This window comes from Alginatibacterium sediminis (genome assembly GCF_003610775.1).
Lineage (GTDB): Bacteria > Pseudomonadota > Gammaproteobacteria > Enterobacterales > Celerinatantimonadaceae > Alginatibacterium > Alginatibacterium sediminis.
In genome coordinates this window covers 305,112-323,066 of record NZ_RAQO01000009.1, presented here as the reverse complement: position 1 = coordinate 323,066, position 17,955 = coordinate 305,112, and the positions used below count along the sequence as shown (strand labels likewise).

Below are 17,955 nucleotides of genomic sequence, written 5' to 3'. Positions count from 1 at the left end.
AGCCTAGCTAACCATTGTTTCGGCCAACTAGACTTAATATTTAACTATTTTAGGTTAGAATTATTTTTTACCTGCATACTTCATTGAATCCAAAGCCACGGCGAAAATGATAATGCTACCCTTAATAATATACTGCCAATATGGGCTCACACCAATATAAGTCATGCCATAGTTGATCACGGTGAAGATGAGTACACCAGTCACAACACCTGCGACGCTACCTACACCACCAGCAAAAGAAACACCACCGACCACACAAGCCGCAATCGCATCAAGTTCATACATGAAACCGAGGTTGTTCGTGGCGCTACCGATACGACCTGCTTCTAACATACCACCGAACGCATAGAACACACCCGACAATGCGTAAATCATTAACAAGGTTTTTGGTACATTTACACCAGATACTTTAGCAGCTTCAGGGTTACCACCAATGGCAAAGATATTTTTACCAAAAACGGTCTTGTTCCAAATAACCCACACTACACAAATAGCAACGATGGCATAAAAGAGCAAGTAACTGAGTTTAAAGTCTCCGAGTCGAATAAAGCCTTGGGCAAAGGTAGAGAAGCGCTCATCGAAGCCCGCAATAGGCGAAGCACCAACCGAATCAAAGTAAAGGGAGTTCACACCATATACGATAATCATGGTACCTAAGGTTGCGATAAATGGCGTAACCTTAAGGTAAGCGACGATAATACCGTTCACTAGGCCGATAAATGCACCAACCGCACACACCACAAGAATCACACCAACAATAGGTATTTCACCTAAATCAGGGTAAACACGGTTAACGTTTTCAGCAGCTTGCAGCAATGATGCCGAGAGTACCGCGGCTAAGCCAACTTGGCGACCCGCTGATAGATCCGTACCTTGTGTGACAATCAAACCAGCAACACCAAGTGCGATAATGATTCGAACTGAACTCTGAGTAAGGATGTTACTTAAGTTACGTAGACTTAAGAACGACGGTTCTTGAATAATAATAACGGCTAGCAAAATGAAGAGAACGGCATAGATGCCCCCTTCTTTAAGATATCGCGTCATGGATAGGTTTTTTAAAGATTCCATTTCTATTGTCCTAGTGCAAATACTTATAAATAGCGCGCGGCTAATGCCAAAATTTCGCTCTGGTCGGTTTTCTTAGTCTCAACAATTCCGGCGTTGCGACCATTGCTCATGACCAAAATTCTGTCTGTAATTCCGAGTAACTCAGGCATTTCAGATGAGATGATGATGATGCCTTTATCTTTCTTGGCTAGTTCCAAAATTAATTGGTAAATCTCAAATTTAGCCCCAACATCAATACCTCGTGTTGGCTCGTCAAGCATTAGAATTTCTGGTTGAGTCAACAACCAACGACCAATGATCACTTTTTGTTGGTTACCACCGGACAAGGAGCCGATATTGGTTTGATGCGATGGCGTTTTGACACTCATCGAATCAATTACCCACTGCGTATCGCTTTTCATTTTGCGATTACTCAATAAACCAAAGTTTTCTTTGTATTGCTCAACATTGGCAACTAAAGAGTTAAAAGTAATATCAAGATTGCCATAGATACCTGTTGCTCGACGCTCTTCGGTGACCAAAGCGAAACCATTTTGAATGGCTTCATGAGCATCTCGATTTCGCATCACTTTGTCATGCAGTAAGATTTCACCGCCAGAGCGTTCACGAATACCAAACAAAGCTTCCACGATATCGGTTCGTTTAGCTCCAACTAGCCCCGCAATACCTAAAACTTCACCTTTGCGTAAGTCAAAACTGATATCTTGGATAGATGGCTGATTAGCCGCGGTAAGATTATTAACGCGAAGAATTGGTTCTTTAGGAACGTTTGTTTTAGGCGGAAAACGCTGTGTTAACTCACGGCCAACCATCATGCTAATAATGGCGTCCATCGTTAGGCCTTCAAGCGGCCTTGTATCTACCCATACACCATCTCGCAAGATAGTAATATCATCACAAATCTCGAAAATCTCTTCCATTTTGTGGGAGATATAGACAATACCGCAGCCTTTTTCTTTAAGCTTTTTGATGATTTTAAATAAATGAGAAACTTCTTTTTCGCTAAGCGATGAGGTGGGCTCATCCATGATCACGATTTTCGCGTCATAAGAAAAGGCTTTAGCGATTTCTAGCATTTGCATTTGAGATACCGAAAGTGTTGCAACCTTTACTTTCGGGTCGATATCAATATCGAGTTCTTCAAATACTTCTTTAGTGTCACGGTACATTTTGTCATGGTCTACAAAAAAGCCTTTGAGCGGATAACGCCCAAGCCAAATATTGTCCATTACCGTGCGTTGTAAAACTTGGTTGAGTTCTTGGTGTACCATTGACACACCTGACTCAAGGGCCTGTTTCGAAGATTGAAAACTAACTTTCTCTCCAAGAAATAGGATTTCTCCGGCGTCTTTTTCATAGATACCGAATAAACATTTTAATAATGTGGATTTGCCAGCACCATTTTCACCCATGAGAGCATGGATAGAATGCGGTCTTACTTTAAGGTTAACTTTGTCTAGGGCTTTCACCCCTGGGAATTGTTTATCAATCCCTGTCATTTCCAGCAGGAACTCTGAGCTTTGAGAACTTGTCATATGATCAACCAACTAGATAAAAAGCGGGACAGACAGCCCCGCTTTGGAGAGCTTTTAGAGCTTCAAATTACAAATTCGACGCATCTACACCGACATAAGGTACACGAACAATCTTGTTCTCGATTACCCAATCAGTACCTTCACCAGCTGGCAAACCATTTGCCAAGTTACGTGTTAACTCGAAAGTTGCTTTAGCTTGGTTGCCTGCATCGTTTAGTACAGTACCGGCCATTGCGCCAGACTTAACTAATGCAAGAGCTTCTGCTAGTGCATCGACACCAAATACCGGAATGTCAGAAGCACCGGCAGCTTTAAGTGACTCAATTGCACCCATAGCCATACCGTCGTTGTTAGCAATTACAACTTCAATTTTGTCGCCGTTAGGACCAGAAATCCAAGCATCCATTTTATCTTTGGCCATCGCGGTATCCCACATGCCCGTATCTAAATGAAGCTCATCTGTTTTAAGACCTTTATCAGCAAGTGTAGATACAACGTAGCTAGTACGTGCTTCTGCATCTGGGTGGCCAGGTTCACCTTTTAGAAGTACATACTGAACAACGCCATCACCATTTTTATCCCAAGCTGGGTTCGCAGCCCAATGTTTAGCAATCAATTCGCCTTGGATAATGCCAGACTCTTTTGAATCAGTACCTACATAGTAAGCAAGCTCATAGCTAGCAAGTACTTCAGCAGAAGGTTCTTTGTTATAGAAAACAACCGGTACGTTATCTTCTTTAGCTTTCTTAATCACAACAGGAGCAGCTGCTGGATCGACAAGGTTAATCGCCAATGCTTTTACGCCTTTCGCTAGCATGACGTCAATTTGGTCATTTTGCATAGATTGACTGTTTTGCGAGTCATTCATAAGCAATTTAACATCGCTATCCGCTTCGCCTTCAGCTTCAATCGCTTGACGTACTACTGACATAAAGTTGTCATCATACTTATAAACAGTAAAACCAAGAGTTGTTGCAGCAGATGCAACATTAGCAACTGCTAATCCTGCACAAAGGGTGGCGAGTATAGTCATTTTTTTCATGGATGAACTTTCCTTTTCATTAGTTATTATTTCGTAGGGTGGTGCTTTACAAAATCTGTAACGTGACTTCGAGAGGGATTATAGGCTGAGAAAACGTTCTCATAATGTGAGCTTTGCGCGGTTTTGAAACCCAATGTAAGCTGGAAAAAGAGGGTTTTTGTAATTTTTAAGAAATGTTTTATTTACACTTTAAATAACTGTTTTGTAGTGGTTTATTTGAATATGTATGTTTTAAATTGGTATTGGTATGATTTATACCGAGGATTGCAAAGCTATATTAATGACTTCTAACATGCGTGAAAGCGCATTATTCACGCCTTTTGTAACACGCAAGTTACACTGCGTTGCAAATTGAGATCTTGTTTTGGATATGTTTTTTTAAGATTGGGGCCTATAACCCATCAGTAACACGGATGCTGAACACGCATTGTTATTGTGGCAGTAATATCAATTTTCTAGCAATTTCATCTGAATCTCGGTTTTCAGATGCTTTTACTACGACTGATTCAAGTGTACTTGGGATATGAATCGTTTGACTACGAGTAAAGGGTTGCTCATTAACATGAGGGTGAGCCAAAACCCGCTCACCAAGAACGTTTCCATTGTCGTCTTCAAGCCACCATCGATTTGCATAGTGATCCCAACCGCTATCAGCGTGTACTAAGCTGACATCTACACGATAACGCTGCCCTCCTAAGTCGGAAAACTTTACCGCGTCAATCGTTATAGGAGTAGACCAGCTATTAAGGCTTATTAGCAGTGATGTAAATAGAAATGTACGTTTCATTAGTAGCTCTCATCTAGAATTCAAATATTTTTATCGAAGCGTTGTTCGGTAAACGGCGTTGCCGAAAAACTGTCGTTACTGCGCCGCTGTGTACTGTCATGATAACCATTTTTGCCATAAAAATTGATAGCCCGCTGATTATCTTGCGCTACCCACAGATACAGCTTAGGCCACCGGCGTTTGATCTGAGCTTCCATCTCTTGGATCAATATCTTGCCATAGCCCATCGTCCAACAGTCGGGGCTGACATTAATTGAACACAACTCTGCATAGCCTAAGCCTGCAAAATGACTATCACGCGCGGGTCCATAGACTCCAAAAGCTACGATTCGCTCCTGACACTCTAATACTAGCGTCGTACCTGGAGATGGCTGAATTAACGCCTGATGCCAATGCGACTCTAGTGAGTCGAGATTAAGCGAACCCAAATACTCTGGACACATGATGTTATTATAAGCACTTCGCCAAGCTTGAAGCTGAACCAAGGCGATTGTTCTACTGTCACCGGGCATTGCTACGCGAAGTAATATATCCTTTCCCATGAATTCCTACTAAATCCTGCACTAGAAAAGCTATTTTTATAACACGATTCAGCAGGGCTGAATATTCCTTTACCACCTCAATTGGAATAAGTTCTCGCCATTGTTGGGACTCTGTTTTGGTGAGGAGCAATGCATTCTAAAACGAACATGTAATAGTAGGTAATGCAAAGAACTTTCTGACAAGCTCGTTTGCAGGGCAATCCGAGTATATGGATGAGTTCATCTTCAAGCTTAGCTCTCTCGCAAAGTATCCGCTGAGTTTGCTATCGTCGGCGCTTCAACTTCGGGCGCTCACAACTGCTAGGCCAAGATCTCATCCTAGAACCCATGATCTTTGTGTCTCACAAGCTATCTATCGATAAACAGGTGCTCAGTAAGCTTACGAGTAACCATTCTCTAAATATTCTGGTGATCCTTCCTCGACCCAGCTCTAACAATGATTTTGGCCATGAGCGTCATGACTGCAGCTGTGTGCTATTTAGCCAAGCACTATTATTTAAAAGCTCCGATCAAACTCGTACCGCTATCAGTATTATTAAAATAATTGTTGTTTGTTGGGCACATTGACATCCAAAAAAAAACCGCTAACACAAAGTGCTAACGGCTTTTAATGAGCAGCTAAGCCAAAGCCTAGCGTTCATACGAAATGACTCACTTCATGCTGCCCACATATAGAATGTAAAATTGTTACGACTCATTGTCTGCATAGCCTCCTAAGAACTACTTCAGTGACTATAAGTCTTCTCAAAGGACAGCTTTTAGCCAATAGTGGACATTAGCTTTTGTTCATCCTTGACCATAATTCGAGGAATATTAGCCAAAAAGCTATCATCGCAGTGAGACGCCTTTAAGCTCAAAGCCAACATTCATGTTCTATTTTTTACATTAACTCTTGGCCGGTTTTCTAATGCTGATTTCAGTTACGTAATAGCGAGCAATATCATTTTTTTGTTATTAATAAATACAGGCAAAATCAGCCATCGTGTATGCCTAATCAAATCGTTATTTAGCTAGCCCTTATGTCTAGAAAGATATATTAAGTGTAAATTATTTGAGATAGTTCTTCATCAGACGGTAATTTTTCACCAATAATCTCTCCTGTCAAACTATGGTACGCTAGACCTGTCATCACTTTTTTAAATATGCTTTTCATTACCGGTTGCATTATCAATTGCCCCATAACCCAACCTAGCGGTCCTCCTTTGACAACAAAATCTGCTGACATATAGATTTCACTGCTATTTTCATCAATAGGCGTCACCTTCATTTCTGATTGCATGCTTTTTAGTGGCATTGAATGATTAGAAATATCCATCTTGTAGCCTTGCCCTTCTTCGTATTCAATAATCTCTTCCACAAGGCTTGAGCCATCATTAAAAGTACAGGTTCTTTTTGCGCCTAAACCTGAGCTAATTTCATTGGCGCTAGCAGAGGATTTAATCGTCATAGCAAACATTTCAATGCTGCTATAGTCCTCAAGAACTTGCCAAACTTTTTCAGCTGGTACATTTACCTTTAATGTTTTTTCACAATGATGTGCCATGATATTTACCTTAACAATTTATTAATTTCTACAAGCTAGCTAATAAATGGATAGCTAACGGGATGATTGTGTCTATTTTTCACTAGCCATTGAGTTAAATACTTGCTTTTAAACCTCGTATAATTATTTCGATTGATGTTGTTAAATCTTTTTCAAAGTCTGGTTTCAACGCTTGAAACTCATCGAGTTTGTAAAGTTTTTTTAGTGCGTCACTTTGTGTGGTTGCTGTCCAAGAATTTGTCGTGGCTGCATAACATAAGTTCAATAGCTTAAAGGCCTTTTCACCTTCAATATCAGGATAAACTTTCGTGATATCCAATGTGAGGCGATAAAGTAAATTCTTCGACAAACGTTTAAACGCCAGCAGCTGTTCGAATGAGCTATTTCTTTCTAAGGAAGTAAATAGAATGGGCATTAAATCCAGCAGTTTGGGCTGCGATAACATCGAATTTAGCCAAACATCAGCAAAATATTTTGCAGAAACGTCTTGCTCGAGTGCTCGTAACTGCTGACTAAAGTCAGCGGCCCACAGCTCAAATAAATTGGCAAAGACATTCAAAAAAATCTCATCTTTGGAACTAAAGTAGCGATACATATTGGATTTGGTAAAACCTGCTTCAACAGCAATGGCGTTAAAACTGACTTTATAGTAGCCATTGTTTTTAAAAAGCGTAAAAGCAGCATGATAAATAGCCTCTTTCCGCGAACTTTTATTTTCGTCTGTTCTTGCTCGTTGCCAACCCATACTTGCCTATAAGTGCCCACCAGTCTCTTACCCTCACCATAAGAGACTGTCGGTCTCTTGCAAACAAGAAATATCAATAATGTGCTTAATATCAGAAATTTTTTAATAGAATTGTGTGGACATTTAATGGAGAGCGTTAATCTATATGAATAGAAAAGTTAATACTTCATTTTTAATTGTTGCTTAATAATGTGCTGTATTAAAGATTCTTCAAATAAGAAGATTAACATTTTATGTGAAGAGCTTATTACTTGTTTTTTTGAAAGGGCTGTCACCTTGATTTTAAGTTCTTATGACTGCTTTGGCGGCATTTTTGTCAGTCAGGCTATTCGAGCAATTGGTAAAATTTATAGTCAAACAATGGATATTTATAGCGCTGGGGAACGACCGCTATCGTATCAAAGGAGGCATTAGGTTTGGCGAGAAGATACATTTTATTACCCACTACCAATTCATAACAAAAGTGTTATTAGACAATGATAAACAGCTAATAAAAAAACCCGAACATTGCTATTCGGGCTTTCATTAAAATGGTTAGAGCTACAGTTATAGATTTAAAATCTATTACATCATGCCGCCCACGCACCATCCAACTAGTTGATAATTAATTAAAAAATAAAACATACAGTGTGGGATACCACGCTTTATACTCCGATCGTTCAAGAGACTTAGTTAAGTAGTTGAAAAATATTACAATATTTTTTTGTTAAAAATCGTGGTTCACCACTATTCCAAAACAAAGTTTAATATTATTACGACTCATTGTCTGCATAGACAGCAATATAGACATAGATTAGATACAAAAAGCCAATTCGAAGGACGGCTATTAGTCAAGAGCAGAAGTTGGCTACTGACCTTTAATATCTACGTTAAGTCCTATTGTTCGGCCAAGCGCTTTTATTAATCAATATTAACAAGCGATACTTTATCCAACGCTAATGATTTATGTAATATTCAATGATAAATGAACTAATGAATCCCAACTCAATAAGCGAATATTTTTATTGGTTATGTAAACAACGGAAACATTTTCCCGATAACAGTGATGTTTGGGATGTGCGTTATCATTGGAATGGAATAAAATTAAACTACAACGTATTGACGAATTAGTATCAAACACCATCAATTTTCTACCATTACAAAAGGTTACTAAATTATCTGGTGAAGTTATTCACTTATGGGCATCAATAAATAGTGGGGTACTGAATTGTGAACAATGGTGTTATCGCGTTACTTATCTTCATCTAAGCTGTGTACACATTTAAAAGTGCACGGAGGTAGCAAATATCCCGTTACAGAGATACAACATAATTTACACAACCATATGTTTGTATATCGAACTAACGTAAAATCGTATTGCGAATCAATAAATAACGAGATATTGTTAGATAAGTTATCTGTTTATATTAAAGATAAAATGGTGATGAACTTATTATCACAAAACTTAAAACGAAGTATTGAGTCAGGTGGGTTATTTAAGGATATAAAGCAAGGTATTTCACCGGGTTATCCATTGAGCCCTTTGATATAGAGTTTTTATCTATTTGAACGTCGATAAAGAAATGGAAGGTTAACCTGTTTTCTATCGACGTTACATGGATGACATCATCGTATTATTACCAACAAGGTGGAAACTAAAGAGAGCAATCAAAACGGTTAATCAACACTTTGATAAACTAAAGTTAAAACAACATCCTATAAAACCACTATTGGGGGATTAGAAAATGGTTTTGACTTTTTAGGTTATCAATTTGGACAAGATAAAATAGCGGTTTCAAATCGAACATTACAAAAGCACATTCGTCGAATAACGCAGCTTTATGAGCAAAAAAAGCATCTTCCAAACTGGCAAATACTTCTTGATGATTATCGACAACGTTGGGTTTCATAGCTTGGCTAATATAAGTTATGGCATACCGTCGTCAATAATTAATTTCTTTTATGAATCAGTAAATTTAAGACTATTTCTTAAATCGACGTGAAGTTAAACTAATCATTCCTAACGCAAAAATAGCAAGGGTCGATGGCTCAGGGACGTCCACCGCACTTCTTACCAACATAGTGGATAATTCATCGTCTTTTATTTCTCTTGGCCGGATGAAATTTTTTACTAACTTTAGTTTTACTGTATCGTCGACGAAGAGACTTTCGAGCGGTCCGATGTTAGAACGGGTTTGCACTAAACCGATTTCGTCTTGACTTATGAAGAGACCAGTCGCCTCATGGTGTTCGCTTATGGTGCCTTCATCATATTTTTTATTATGTCCCATTGCTAGAAATATTGCTGAAAAGACACTGCCAAATTCCGACTGGCCATCGTTGGCATGTAATTGACCTCGACCATAATGATTCGCATTTTCATAGTCTGCGCCGATTCCTAAAAACGCATTTGCCCACATAGTGTAGACTTGTTCTGATGTGGCTAGGCTCCATCCTTCATAAACGCCGCCTGAATTTAACTGGCTTGAAACATAATTGTAACTTTGGCCGTTATTGATCCCGAAATCGATCCACTCTAACCCTGTGGCGCTATCGATAAAACTGTCGCGATCTGTGTCGAGAATAACACCTGCGTTAGCTAGGGTTGACAGTGACAGAATGGTTCCCGCGAAAACGGCTTTTAAAAACTTATTCTTCATTAGTTATCCTCTTTTACTTATCCTTTCAAATGAAGGTATGTTGGTGTATAGGTGGCTCCTACTCAAGCCAAAACAAAAAACGCGCCAAGTGTTAACACTGTGCAAAATCACAGTTTGAGGAAATATGCGCACCTACATTTAGTCAATGTGTAAAAAAATGGACACATGTACTATTAATTTATTCAGCTAGATGCTCATTGTCTCTGCGTAAATGCTGATGGGGGGGTAATAGTAAATTTTACGGCTTTCAAAAGCAAAAATATCGCTAACTTTACGTCCATTTGTCTTATACCTAGGTTTTAGGGAATACGAAATAATAAAAACTGAGCGTATTTTTTGGGGGAATCTATCGACTGTAAATGTCCGTTGCTCGCTCAAAACTGACATTATTTCTGTCAACTTGTAACGACCGCTATCGTATCAAAGGAGGCATTAGGTTTGGCGAGAAGATACATTTTATTACCCACTACCAATTCATAACAAAAGTGTTATTAGACATTGATAAACAGCTAATAAAAAAACCCGAACATTGCTATTCGGGCTTTCATTAAAATGGTTAGAGCTACAGTTATAGATTTAAAATCTATTACATCATGCCGCCCCAGAATCCAGAAATGACGGGAGGTGGCTTTCTATAAGGCTTTTTGGCATCATTAGTGTCTACATTACTGACTACAAAGCTGGCTGCATGGTATCGACTGACACTAAACACCTAAAGCTAAGAGGCAACATCTGGTGGTATCAAAGACGTATTCCCAAAGACCTTCAAAACCAATTTGAGGGTCAAACGACTATCTCAGAAAGTCTTGGTACTGGCGATATTCGAGAAGCTAGACATCAGCGAAATATACTCAATGGTCGCCTTGAGGAGCGTAAGTTCAACGCGCCCAACAAAGGACGCCACCGCTTCTTAGAGCTAGTCCAAGAGATGAGTGACCATCAATCTCAAAATCCAGAAAGTTGGGATGAACCTTATGATTTGGATAAAGCTTCCAAAGATGGGGATGAGGTATTTATCCATGCCTACACAACCGTTAATGGCAGGAAAGACCACCGTAGTCGCTATACCATCTCGCTGAAAGAAGCTCTCAACGTTTGGATTCGTAAATTTGAAAGTGACAAGACCCAAGATACTATATCTAAAGTTAAAAAAGCCGTTGATAACTTCTTAAAGCATCTAAAACTGTATGACGTCCTCCTGACTGACATCAGTAAGAGACAGGTTCATGACTATATCGAAGCTTTACAGGCTACATATGCCAAGACCACAGTACAGGGTCAGATAAGCCGTATACGCTCGATATGGACATATTGCGAGAGCTTAGGTGAGGTTTCTACTGCAAGTCCTTTTGATGGGCATTCATATACTGGCGGTAATAATACCAACAGAAAACAACCATTCACCGTTGAAGAAATTCAATGGATAAAAGAGAACGTTGCCACCAGAGAGCCTAATAGGCGTTTGCTGGTGGAGCTTGGGGTATTCACGGGTTGCCGCATATCAGAACTGTGTAACCTTCAAATGCAGCATGTAGTCACAGAAGGGGATATCACTGCTATCTATATTGCTACCGGTAAAACTGATGCAGCAGAGCGAGTTGTGCCCCTTACCAATGAACTAGGTTTAAGGGTAAGAGCATTGCGTGAAGGTAAGCAGAATGATGAACCTCTACTAGGTTTCGACAATAGCTCCGAAATGAGTCGCTGGTTCTCTAGAATCAAGACCGAGAACATATCAACCGATTCAGCGAAGTGCTTCCACTCATTCCGTGTAATGTTCTCGACAGCCATGCAACAGGCTGGTGTTGATGAACTCAAAGCAGCGGCAATACTCGGTCACAAGCGTGGCAGAACCATGACCTATGGCTATTATTCTCGTGGCTACGAACTACAACAGCTAAAAGAAGCTTACGACCAATGTGTTGAGCGCATCATTTGGTAGAAATCGTCATTGGGGTCTGACCCTTTGAGAAAACCTCGTCAAAATAATAAAACCCACCCTAAAGACACGCTCTGGGGTGGGTTTCTTATTTTTCACAAGGGTATAATCTATTGATTCATAGCTCTAAAACCTTCCTTCGCATGTCGATTCAAGAAATTCAAAAACTTTTTTGTTGAGCCAAAATAGTTAGGATAAGCCTTTCTTAATGAGCGAATGTTCTCCGCAGAAACTAGAACTGTTATTTCATTATTTCGTTCCAAATCAGCCTCACTCAATGCCTCTAACGCTCGGTCACTATCTTTAGACTTATAAGGTGAAATACTAGTTTTATAAATACCTTCTATTTTTTTTACTTGAATAAGGAACAGTCCCTGATGATTCTTAATCTTCTTAGGTAGCTTTTGTCCGTTTGTCACCCTTATCGCAACTGTATAATTGGCTAGCTTTGTAACTATATCAAGCTCGACCCTCAATCGATTAACCTCAAATTGAACATCAGAAAGCTCTTGCTCTGACAAAGTAATTGCACCTTCATCATGTGCCACCAATCGCCCTGATAAACAAAAGAACTTGCGCCATTCAGGGTACCCATCTAAAGTTGTTTTTAACTTAATACCCTCCAAGGTATCAATTATTTCTAAGCTTGTTGCCCAAGCATGCTGCAAGTCTGTCCGCAACTGTATTTCTACTTTTGCATTCTTCCAATCACTCTGCTCTTCTGACCCTTCAAAGCAATTGTAAATTAAGTGTACCCCCCCATATCCGGAGTCTTTAGGTATCAAGTAATCATCAATTCGAACAATTTCGTGTACAGACCTACTTTGTTCTAATTTTTTCCTCAGCTCATCCAATTGCTTAAGATTACGAACAATAGCTCTACAGCCCGCAATATCCTGCATGCTAGTAATACGTGTCGTGTTGCCCATTTGACCATTTAATGCTGGTCTCTCTAACTTATCAATAATTGTAGGCAACTGCTTTAAACGGCGAGCCACGATGATGTTTTTACCAACCTTATCTGAAGTGCGAGATAGATGGTTCTTCAACAGCATCAATGGATACAAATGAAACTCACGGAAGTTCTGAATTGACTTTATGGCCTCAACCCGCTCATCCCCATCAACTCCATGCCGAATGCTTCTCGCTGCTCGATCTATAGCCCCTTTGCTAAATTGAAGGGGCTTTTTCTGAGCTTGGTATTGTTTGTTTGCCATTTAAAATCCTATCAAGTCTCTTATGTATCCAGATTAACAATTTCAAAGAGTTATGTCTTTAGAACTCGATAAACGGTAGAAAGACTAATGTTGAGTTTCGTAGCAATTTCAGCTTTTGATACCCCACTTTTGTTTATCTCTACAATTTGGCTACGTTTTACCATTGAAATGGGTTTTCTACCTTTATATTTACCTTGATTTTTTGCCATCGCAATCCCTTCAGCTTGCCTCTCAAGCAGTAACTGGCGTTCAAAACTAGCAACAGCACCTATCATGGTAAGCATCAACCGACCCGTCGGTGACTTAGTATCAATGCCCAAATTGAGCACCACCAGCGATACCCCTTTGTTATCTAGGTAGTCCACAATCTCCAATAGATGTTTGGTGTTCCTAGCGAGTCGACAAAGCTTCGTTACGGTAATTGTGTCCCCTTCACGCGCATAGTCGAGCATCGTAACAAGCTTTGGTCGCTCAGCCTTAGCTCCGGACGCTTTCTCTTTAAACGTCTTGTCACAGCCTCTTAGAGCTTCAAGTTGAACCTCCAAGCTCTGCCCCGCAGTACTCACTCTTGCATACCCAATGCTAGCCATAACTATTCCTCTTCTTGATGTGCAATTTCTAGTATCAAAGTTAGTATCGCCACAAGAACTGACAGGATGATTTTATACGATGATTTCAAGTGTATTTCTCCATAGTTTCATCTTAATTTACTTATAACAATCATATGGTTAATAGTTAACGCGCTGTGCTTAACCGTTCCTAAGCGTTCGCTTCAGTTCATACACCTTAAAATCTAAGTACACCCACTAAATTGAGGCCGGAATATGCTGACAAATCGAATTACGAGAACCAAAAGAGAAAAAATAATCACGTTGAGGGATGAGAACCTGTCCCATGCATCAATTGCTGAGCGCGTTGGTTGTCATAGAAACACCGTAGGAAAAGTACTAAGAAGTGCAGGAGTTAAATGACTCGACCAATTCGGAGATGTACAAGCCGCTCAAAATGCAACGCATTGATTTAATTGAAATACATGACACGAAATCAATACCAAATAACCACCATACCTTTCTCTATCAATATATGTGAGTTAATAAACACGTGTAACAATGTTACAGCGTAACAGATAGCGTAACCAACTGTATTTAAACAATATTTTGTGAATTTACTTGTTACATTTTGGTTTTCAAATGTAACAAGACTAACTAATAGGAATTAACATGACTCGACTAAAAAAGGGCTATGGGAGCCATAAGAAAAACATCCAAATTATGCTTATCAATGAACACGTCGTTGCCAAAATAGGCTTAGGTAAGAACAAAACTACCACCATAAGTTTGTGCGACATCGACATTCTTGAAGAGCACAGTTTTTATGCCCATAAGCGCCAAGATGGCAAGTACGTGGCGCGAAGCAGTACAAATGGCGCCTATTTGCACCGCTTGCTCATGAACCCTGACGACGAACAAGAGATTGACCACGTAGATGCGAATCCATTGAACAACACAAGACCAAATATGCGTCGCTGCACACCTCGGCAAAATAACTTGGCTAAAAAAAGCCCTTTAGTACGAGGATATGTTGGTATTCATAGAATGGATGGAGGTTGGTATAAGGCTCTCGATGGTGAAGGGCGCAGAGTTGGACGATATGATACTGCCAGCCAAGCTGCGGCGGCTAGAGATGAATTAAAGATGGATAATTATTACCTCAGTGAATCAGGTGAGGAATTACATAACTTTGGCTTCATTGAGTGGAATGACGAAAGCAATGTTCCGTACCCGAAAAAACTATCCCAATCTGACGATTTTTTGGATGACGAGACTCAGGATGCTCAATGCCATTCCGGCTATCTGATGTTGGAAAAAGGTTGGAGCTGTAACTGAAAAAGGGATGCCGTTGTCTCCAACTAAGCATCCCTAACTGTCTACATTACTGTCTACAGTAATTCTTAAGCGATTGATTTACAAGGGCTTAAATCGATTAGCTCGGCTTACATCATGCCGCCCATACCACCCATGCCACCCATGCCGCCCATATCAGGAGCGCCACCAGCAGCTTTATCTTCAGGCTTGTCAGTGATCATACACTCGGTAGTGATCATCAAACCAGCAACCGAAGCTGCAAACTGAAGTGCACTGCGGGTTACTTTCGTTGGGTCAAGAATACCCATCTCTAGCATGTCGCCGTATTCTTCAGTACCAGCATTGTAACCGTAGTTACCACTGTTGTTTTTAATGTTGTTTGCTACAACTGAAGGCTCTTCACCTGCATTTTCAACGATTTGACGAAGTGGAGACTCCATCGCACGTAACAATACGCGAATACCGACGTTTTGCTCTTCGTTAATGCCTTCAAGACCGGCAATGTTTGCAGCAGCGCGGATAAGTGCAACACCGCCACCAGGGACAACGCCCTCTTCAACAGCTGCGCGAGTTGCATGCAATGCATCTTCTACGCGAGCTTTCTTCTCTTTCATTTCAACTTCAGTTGCTGCGCCTACTTTAATCACTGCAACACCGCCAGCAAGTTTAGCTACGCGTTCTTGAAGTTTTTCGCGGTCATAATCAGAAGATGTGTCTTCGATTTGTTGGCGGATCTGTAGCACACGACCGTTGATGTTGGCTTCTTCGCCAAGACCATCAATGATAGTGGTGTTGTCTTTAGAAATAACAACGCGTTTCGCGCTGCCTAGGTCTTCTAGTGTAGCTTTCTCAAGCTCAAGGCCTACTTCTTCAGAAATAACAGTACCGTTAGTCAAGATAGCGATATCTTGTAGCATTGCTTTACGACGGTCACCAAAGCCAGGCGCTTTAACCGCTGACACTTTAACGATGCCACGCATGTTGTTCACAACTAAAGTTGCTAGGGCTTCGCCTTCTAGATCTTCAGCAATGATAAGTAGCGGCTTGCTTGCTTTAGCAAGTGCTTCTAACAACGGCAATAACTCACGAATGTTTGAGATTTTTTTATCAGCTAGCAAAATGAATGGGTTTTCCAACTCAACAGTGCCGCTTTCTTGATTAGTGATGAAGTAAGGTGATAGGTAACCACGGTCAAACTGCATACCTTCAACAACGTCAAGTTCGTCAACTAGGCCAGTGCCTTCTTCAACAGTGATAACGCCTTCTTTACCTACTTTCTCCATCGCTTCAGCGATGATATTACCGACAGTTTCATCAGAGTTCGCAGAGATTGTACCAACCTGTGCAACAGCTTTGCTGTCTGAACAAGGCTGAGACAAACCTTTAAGCTCTTCAACCGCAGCAAGTACTGCTTTATCGATACCACGCTTAAGATCCATTGGATTCATGCCTGCAGCAACTGCTTTAAGGCCTTCATTAACAATAGATTGAGCAAGTACTGTTGCTGTAGTTGTTCCGTCACCGGCTGCGTCATTGGCTTGAGAAGCAACTTCTTTCACCATTTGTGCGCCCATGTTTTCAAACTTGTCTTCAAGTTCAATCTCTTTCGCAACAGATACACCATCTTTAGTGATGGTTGGAGCACCGAAAGATTTATCCAATACTACGTTGCGGCCTTTAGGACCGAGAGTCACTTTAACTGCATCTGCAAGTACATTTACACCTGCAAGCATTTTAGAACGAGAGTCGTTTCCAAAAATTACGTCTTTAGCTGCCATTTCTTTAATCCTTAATTATTCTACGATAGCGAGGATGTCTGATTCAGACATGATAAGAACTTCTTCACCGTCAACTTTTTCAGTCTTAACGCCATAACCTTCGTTGAAGATTACGGTATCGCCAATTTTCACGTCTAATGCTTGAAGTTCGCCATTTTCTAAAATGCGACCTTTACCAACGGCGATGATTTCACCACGGGTAGATTTTTCTGCAGCAGAACCGGTAAGAACGATACCACCAGCAGATTTGCTTTCTTGGTCTTTACGCTTAATGATGACGCGATCATGCAAGGGACGAATAGTCATTGCTGTCTCTCCTTTAACAATAGCTAGGTTGTTTATAGGCCTAAAAGCAAAGTACTTTTAAGCAGGTTGAAAAAGAAATGGGGTCAGAAGCAGCAGATCCAAGGGTTAAAGCAAATTTTTTTTATAAGTGAGAGCAAAAGTGATTTTTAATTTAGGCTTGTTTTGTTTACAAAGGTGTAACATACTCTAGGCTAAATACTCTAATCGAGGTCTATAACATGACTCAATTATGGATAGCTATCGACCGTCCAGAAATGCACTTGCATCGCGTGTCGACAGTTTATGTACCTTTTAAAGGTAGCATGGAAGCAGCTAAAGCTCACATAGATTCACACGAGTTCGAATCTTTCCTAATCAATACTTTGGGCAACAACCCTCGTATTGTCACCGAGAAAATCTAATTACGATTTAAATAGCAAGGGCGCCACTGGCGCCCTTTCTTTTACGAATGCTTGATGTCACTCTCACCCAAGATGCAAAACCTAATTTAAGCGGTCATCATCTTTTCGTTCGTACTCGCCTTCAATCGTATGGCTGCCTGGGTTGTCACCTTGATTAAAGCCCTGCTGTCTTTGAGCTTGTTCGAATTTAGCCGCATTTTTTATAATCCAACGCCGCGCGATTAATTCACGAATCGGTTTAATCAACAAAATCATTCCGCAAAAATCGGTAATAAAACCAGGCATGACCAACATGCCTCCGGCGACGACTAGCATTAGACCTTCAAACATTTGTAGCGCAGGCACTTCACCTCTGTCCATGCTAGCACGCGCTTCAAAGGCTGTTTTTAAACCTTGGCTTCGAACTAGCGATGCACCTACGATTGCCGTTAATATCGTCAAAGCGATGGTTGGCAGTGCTCCTAATTGAGAGCCCACTTCAATCAGCACATACATTTCTGCAAATGAAAGTCCTGCAATGATTAAAAACAAGTATAAAATCACGA

The 17,955-nt window shown here is 40.4% G+C and carries 18 protein-coding genes; 4 read left to right on the top strand and 14 right to left on the bottom strand.

The genetic code is table 11. The annotated features are described in order from the left end of the window. Positions 1 to 60: 60 nt before the first annotated feature. From mglC to DBZ36_RS20715, 9 genes are all read right to left on the bottom strand, one after another. Positions 61 to 1,071 carry a galactose/methyl galactoside ABC transporter permease MglC gene (mglC, locus tag DBZ36_RS17775; protein WP_120356311.1) on the bottom strand — a complete coding sequence of 337 codons (1,011 nt, stop codon included), beginning with the start codon at positions 1,069 to 1,071 and terminating at the stop codon, positions 61 to 63. Between the two features lie 23 nt (positions 1,072 to 1,094). Further along, on the bottom strand, positions 1,095 to 2,606 hold the full coding sequence (gene mglA / locus DBZ36_RS17770) for a galactose/methyl galactoside ABC transporter ATP-binding protein MglA (protein ID WP_120356310.1): 1,512 nt from the start codon (positions 2,604 to 2,606) through the stop codon (positions 1,095 to 1,097). Positions 2,607 to 2,673: 67 nt separating this feature from the next. After that, positions 2,674 to 3,648 carry a galactose/glucose ABC transporter substrate-binding protein MglB gene (mglB, locus tag DBZ36_RS17765; RefSeq protein WP_120356309.1) on the bottom strand — a complete coding sequence of 325 codons (975 nt, stop codon included), beginning with the start codon at positions 3,646 to 3,648 and terminating at the stop codon, positions 2,674 to 2,676. A gap of 430 nt (positions 3,649 to 4,078) precedes the next feature. Next, positions 4,079 to 4,435, bottom strand: a complete 357-nt coding sequence (locus DBZ36_RS17760) for a hypothetical protein (protein ID WP_120356308.1) — start codon at positions 4,433 to 4,435, stop codon at positions 4,079 to 4,081. 20 nt (positions 4,436 to 4,455) lie between these two features. Continuing rightward, complete coding sequence (locus DBZ36_RS17755) at positions 4,456 to 4,977, bottom strand: GNAT family N-acetyltransferase (protein ID WP_120356307.1); 522 nt, start codon at positions 4,975 to 4,977, stop codon at positions 4,456 to 4,458. Between the two features lie 1,036 nt (positions 4,978 to 6,013). Continuing rightward, on the bottom strand, positions 6,014 to 6,520 hold the full coding sequence (locus tag DBZ36_RS17745) for an SRPBCC family protein (RefSeq protein ID WP_120356305.1): 507 nt from the start codon (positions 6,518 to 6,520) through the stop codon (positions 6,014 to 6,016). A 94-nt stretch (positions 6,521 to 6,614) separates the two neighbouring features. Further along, positions 6,615 to 7,265, bottom strand: a complete 651-nt coding sequence (locus DBZ36_RS17740) for a TetR/AcrR family transcriptional regulator (protein WP_120356304.1) — start codon at positions 7,263 to 7,265, stop codon at positions 6,615 to 6,617. Between the two features lie 1,706 nt (positions 7,266 to 8,971). Next, a complete protein-coding gene (locus DBZ36_RS17730) occupies positions 8,972 to 9,154 on the bottom strand; it encodes a hypothetical protein (RefSeq protein ID WP_120356302.1) in 183 nt (60 codons plus the stop codon). A 72-nt stretch (positions 9,155 to 9,226) separates the two neighbouring features. Further along, a complete protein-coding gene (locus DBZ36_RS20715; protein WP_233558180.1) occupies positions 9,227 to 9,904 on the bottom strand; it encodes a PEP-CTERM sorting domain-containing protein in 678 nt (225 codons plus the stop codon). Positions 9,905 to 10,592: 688 nt separating this feature from the next. Here DBZ36_RS20715 and DBZ36_RS17720 point away from each other — a divergent pair. Further along, positions 10,593 to 11,846 carry a tyrosine-type recombinase/integrase gene (locus DBZ36_RS17720; protein ID WP_120356301.1) on the top strand — a complete coding sequence of 418 codons (1,254 nt, stop codon included), beginning with the start codon at positions 10,593 to 10,595 and terminating at the stop codon, positions 11,844 to 11,846. 107 nt (positions 11,847 to 11,953) lie between these two features. On the opposite strand, the gene DBZ36_RS17715 is transcribed toward DBZ36_RS17720, so the two are convergent. Together DBZ36_RS17715 and DBZ36_RS17710 are read right to left on the bottom strand one after the other, a co-directional pair. Further along, positions 11,954 to 13,060, bottom strand: coding sequence for a RelA/SpoT domain-containing protein (locus tag DBZ36_RS17715; protein ID WP_120356300.1), 1,107 nt, complete (start codon positions 13,058 to 13,060; stop codon positions 11,954 to 11,956). Between the two features lie 50 nt (positions 13,061 to 13,110). Continuing rightward, positions 13,111 to 13,650: a recombinase family protein gene (locus DBZ36_RS17710; RefSeq protein ID WP_120356299.1), complete on the bottom strand. Its 540-nt coding sequence runs from the start codon at positions 13,648 to 13,650 to the stop codon at positions 13,111 to 13,113. 234 nt (positions 13,651 to 13,884) lie between these two features. On the opposite strand from DBZ36_RS17710, the gene DBZ36_RS20835 reads away from it, so the two are divergent. After that, entirely contained in the window at positions 13,885 to 14,031 is a 147-nt protein-coding gene (locus DBZ36_RS20835; protein ID WP_120356298.1) for a helix-turn-helix domain-containing protein, read from the top strand. A gap of 249 nt (positions 14,032 to 14,280) precedes the next feature. Further along, positions 14,281 to 14,946, top strand: coding sequence for a numod4 motif family protein (locus DBZ36_RS17700; RefSeq protein WP_120356297.1), 666 nt, complete (start codon positions 14,281 to 14,283; stop codon positions 14,944 to 14,946). Positions 14,947 to 15,053: 107 nt separating this feature from the next. Here the strand turns inward: DBZ36_RS17700 and groL are convergent, their stop codons facing one another. Together groL and DBZ36_RS17690 are read right to left on the bottom strand one after the other, a co-directional pair. Further along, positions 15,054 to 16,703, bottom strand: a complete 1,650-nt coding sequence (groL, locus tag DBZ36_RS17695) for a chaperonin GroEL (protein ID WP_120356296.1) — start codon at positions 16,701 to 16,703, stop codon at positions 15,054 to 15,056. A 15-nt stretch (positions 16,704 to 16,718) separates the two neighbouring features. Next, the gene (locus DBZ36_RS17690) at positions 16,719 to 17,009 is read right to left on the bottom strand and encodes a co-chaperone GroES (protein WP_120356295.1); all 291 of its coding nucleotides are present in this window, start codon (positions 17,007 to 17,009) and stop codon (positions 16,719 to 16,721) included. 218 nt (positions 17,010 to 17,227) lie between these two features. Between DBZ36_RS17690 and DBZ36_RS17685 the strand changes: the two genes are divergently transcribed. Beyond that, positions 17,228 to 17,410: a hypothetical protein gene (locus DBZ36_RS17685; protein WP_120356294.1), complete on the top strand. Its 183-nt coding sequence runs from the start codon at positions 17,228 to 17,230 to the stop codon at positions 17,408 to 17,410. An 81-nt stretch (positions 17,411 to 17,491) separates the two neighbouring features. Here the strand turns inward: DBZ36_RS17685 and DBZ36_RS17680 are convergent, their stop codons facing one another. Beyond that, positions 17,492 to 17,953, bottom strand: coding sequence for an FxsA family protein (locus DBZ36_RS17680; protein ID WP_158589141.1), 462 nt, complete (start codon positions 17,951 to 17,953; stop codon positions 17,492 to 17,494). Positions 17,954 to 17,955 lie beyond the last annotated feature (2 nt).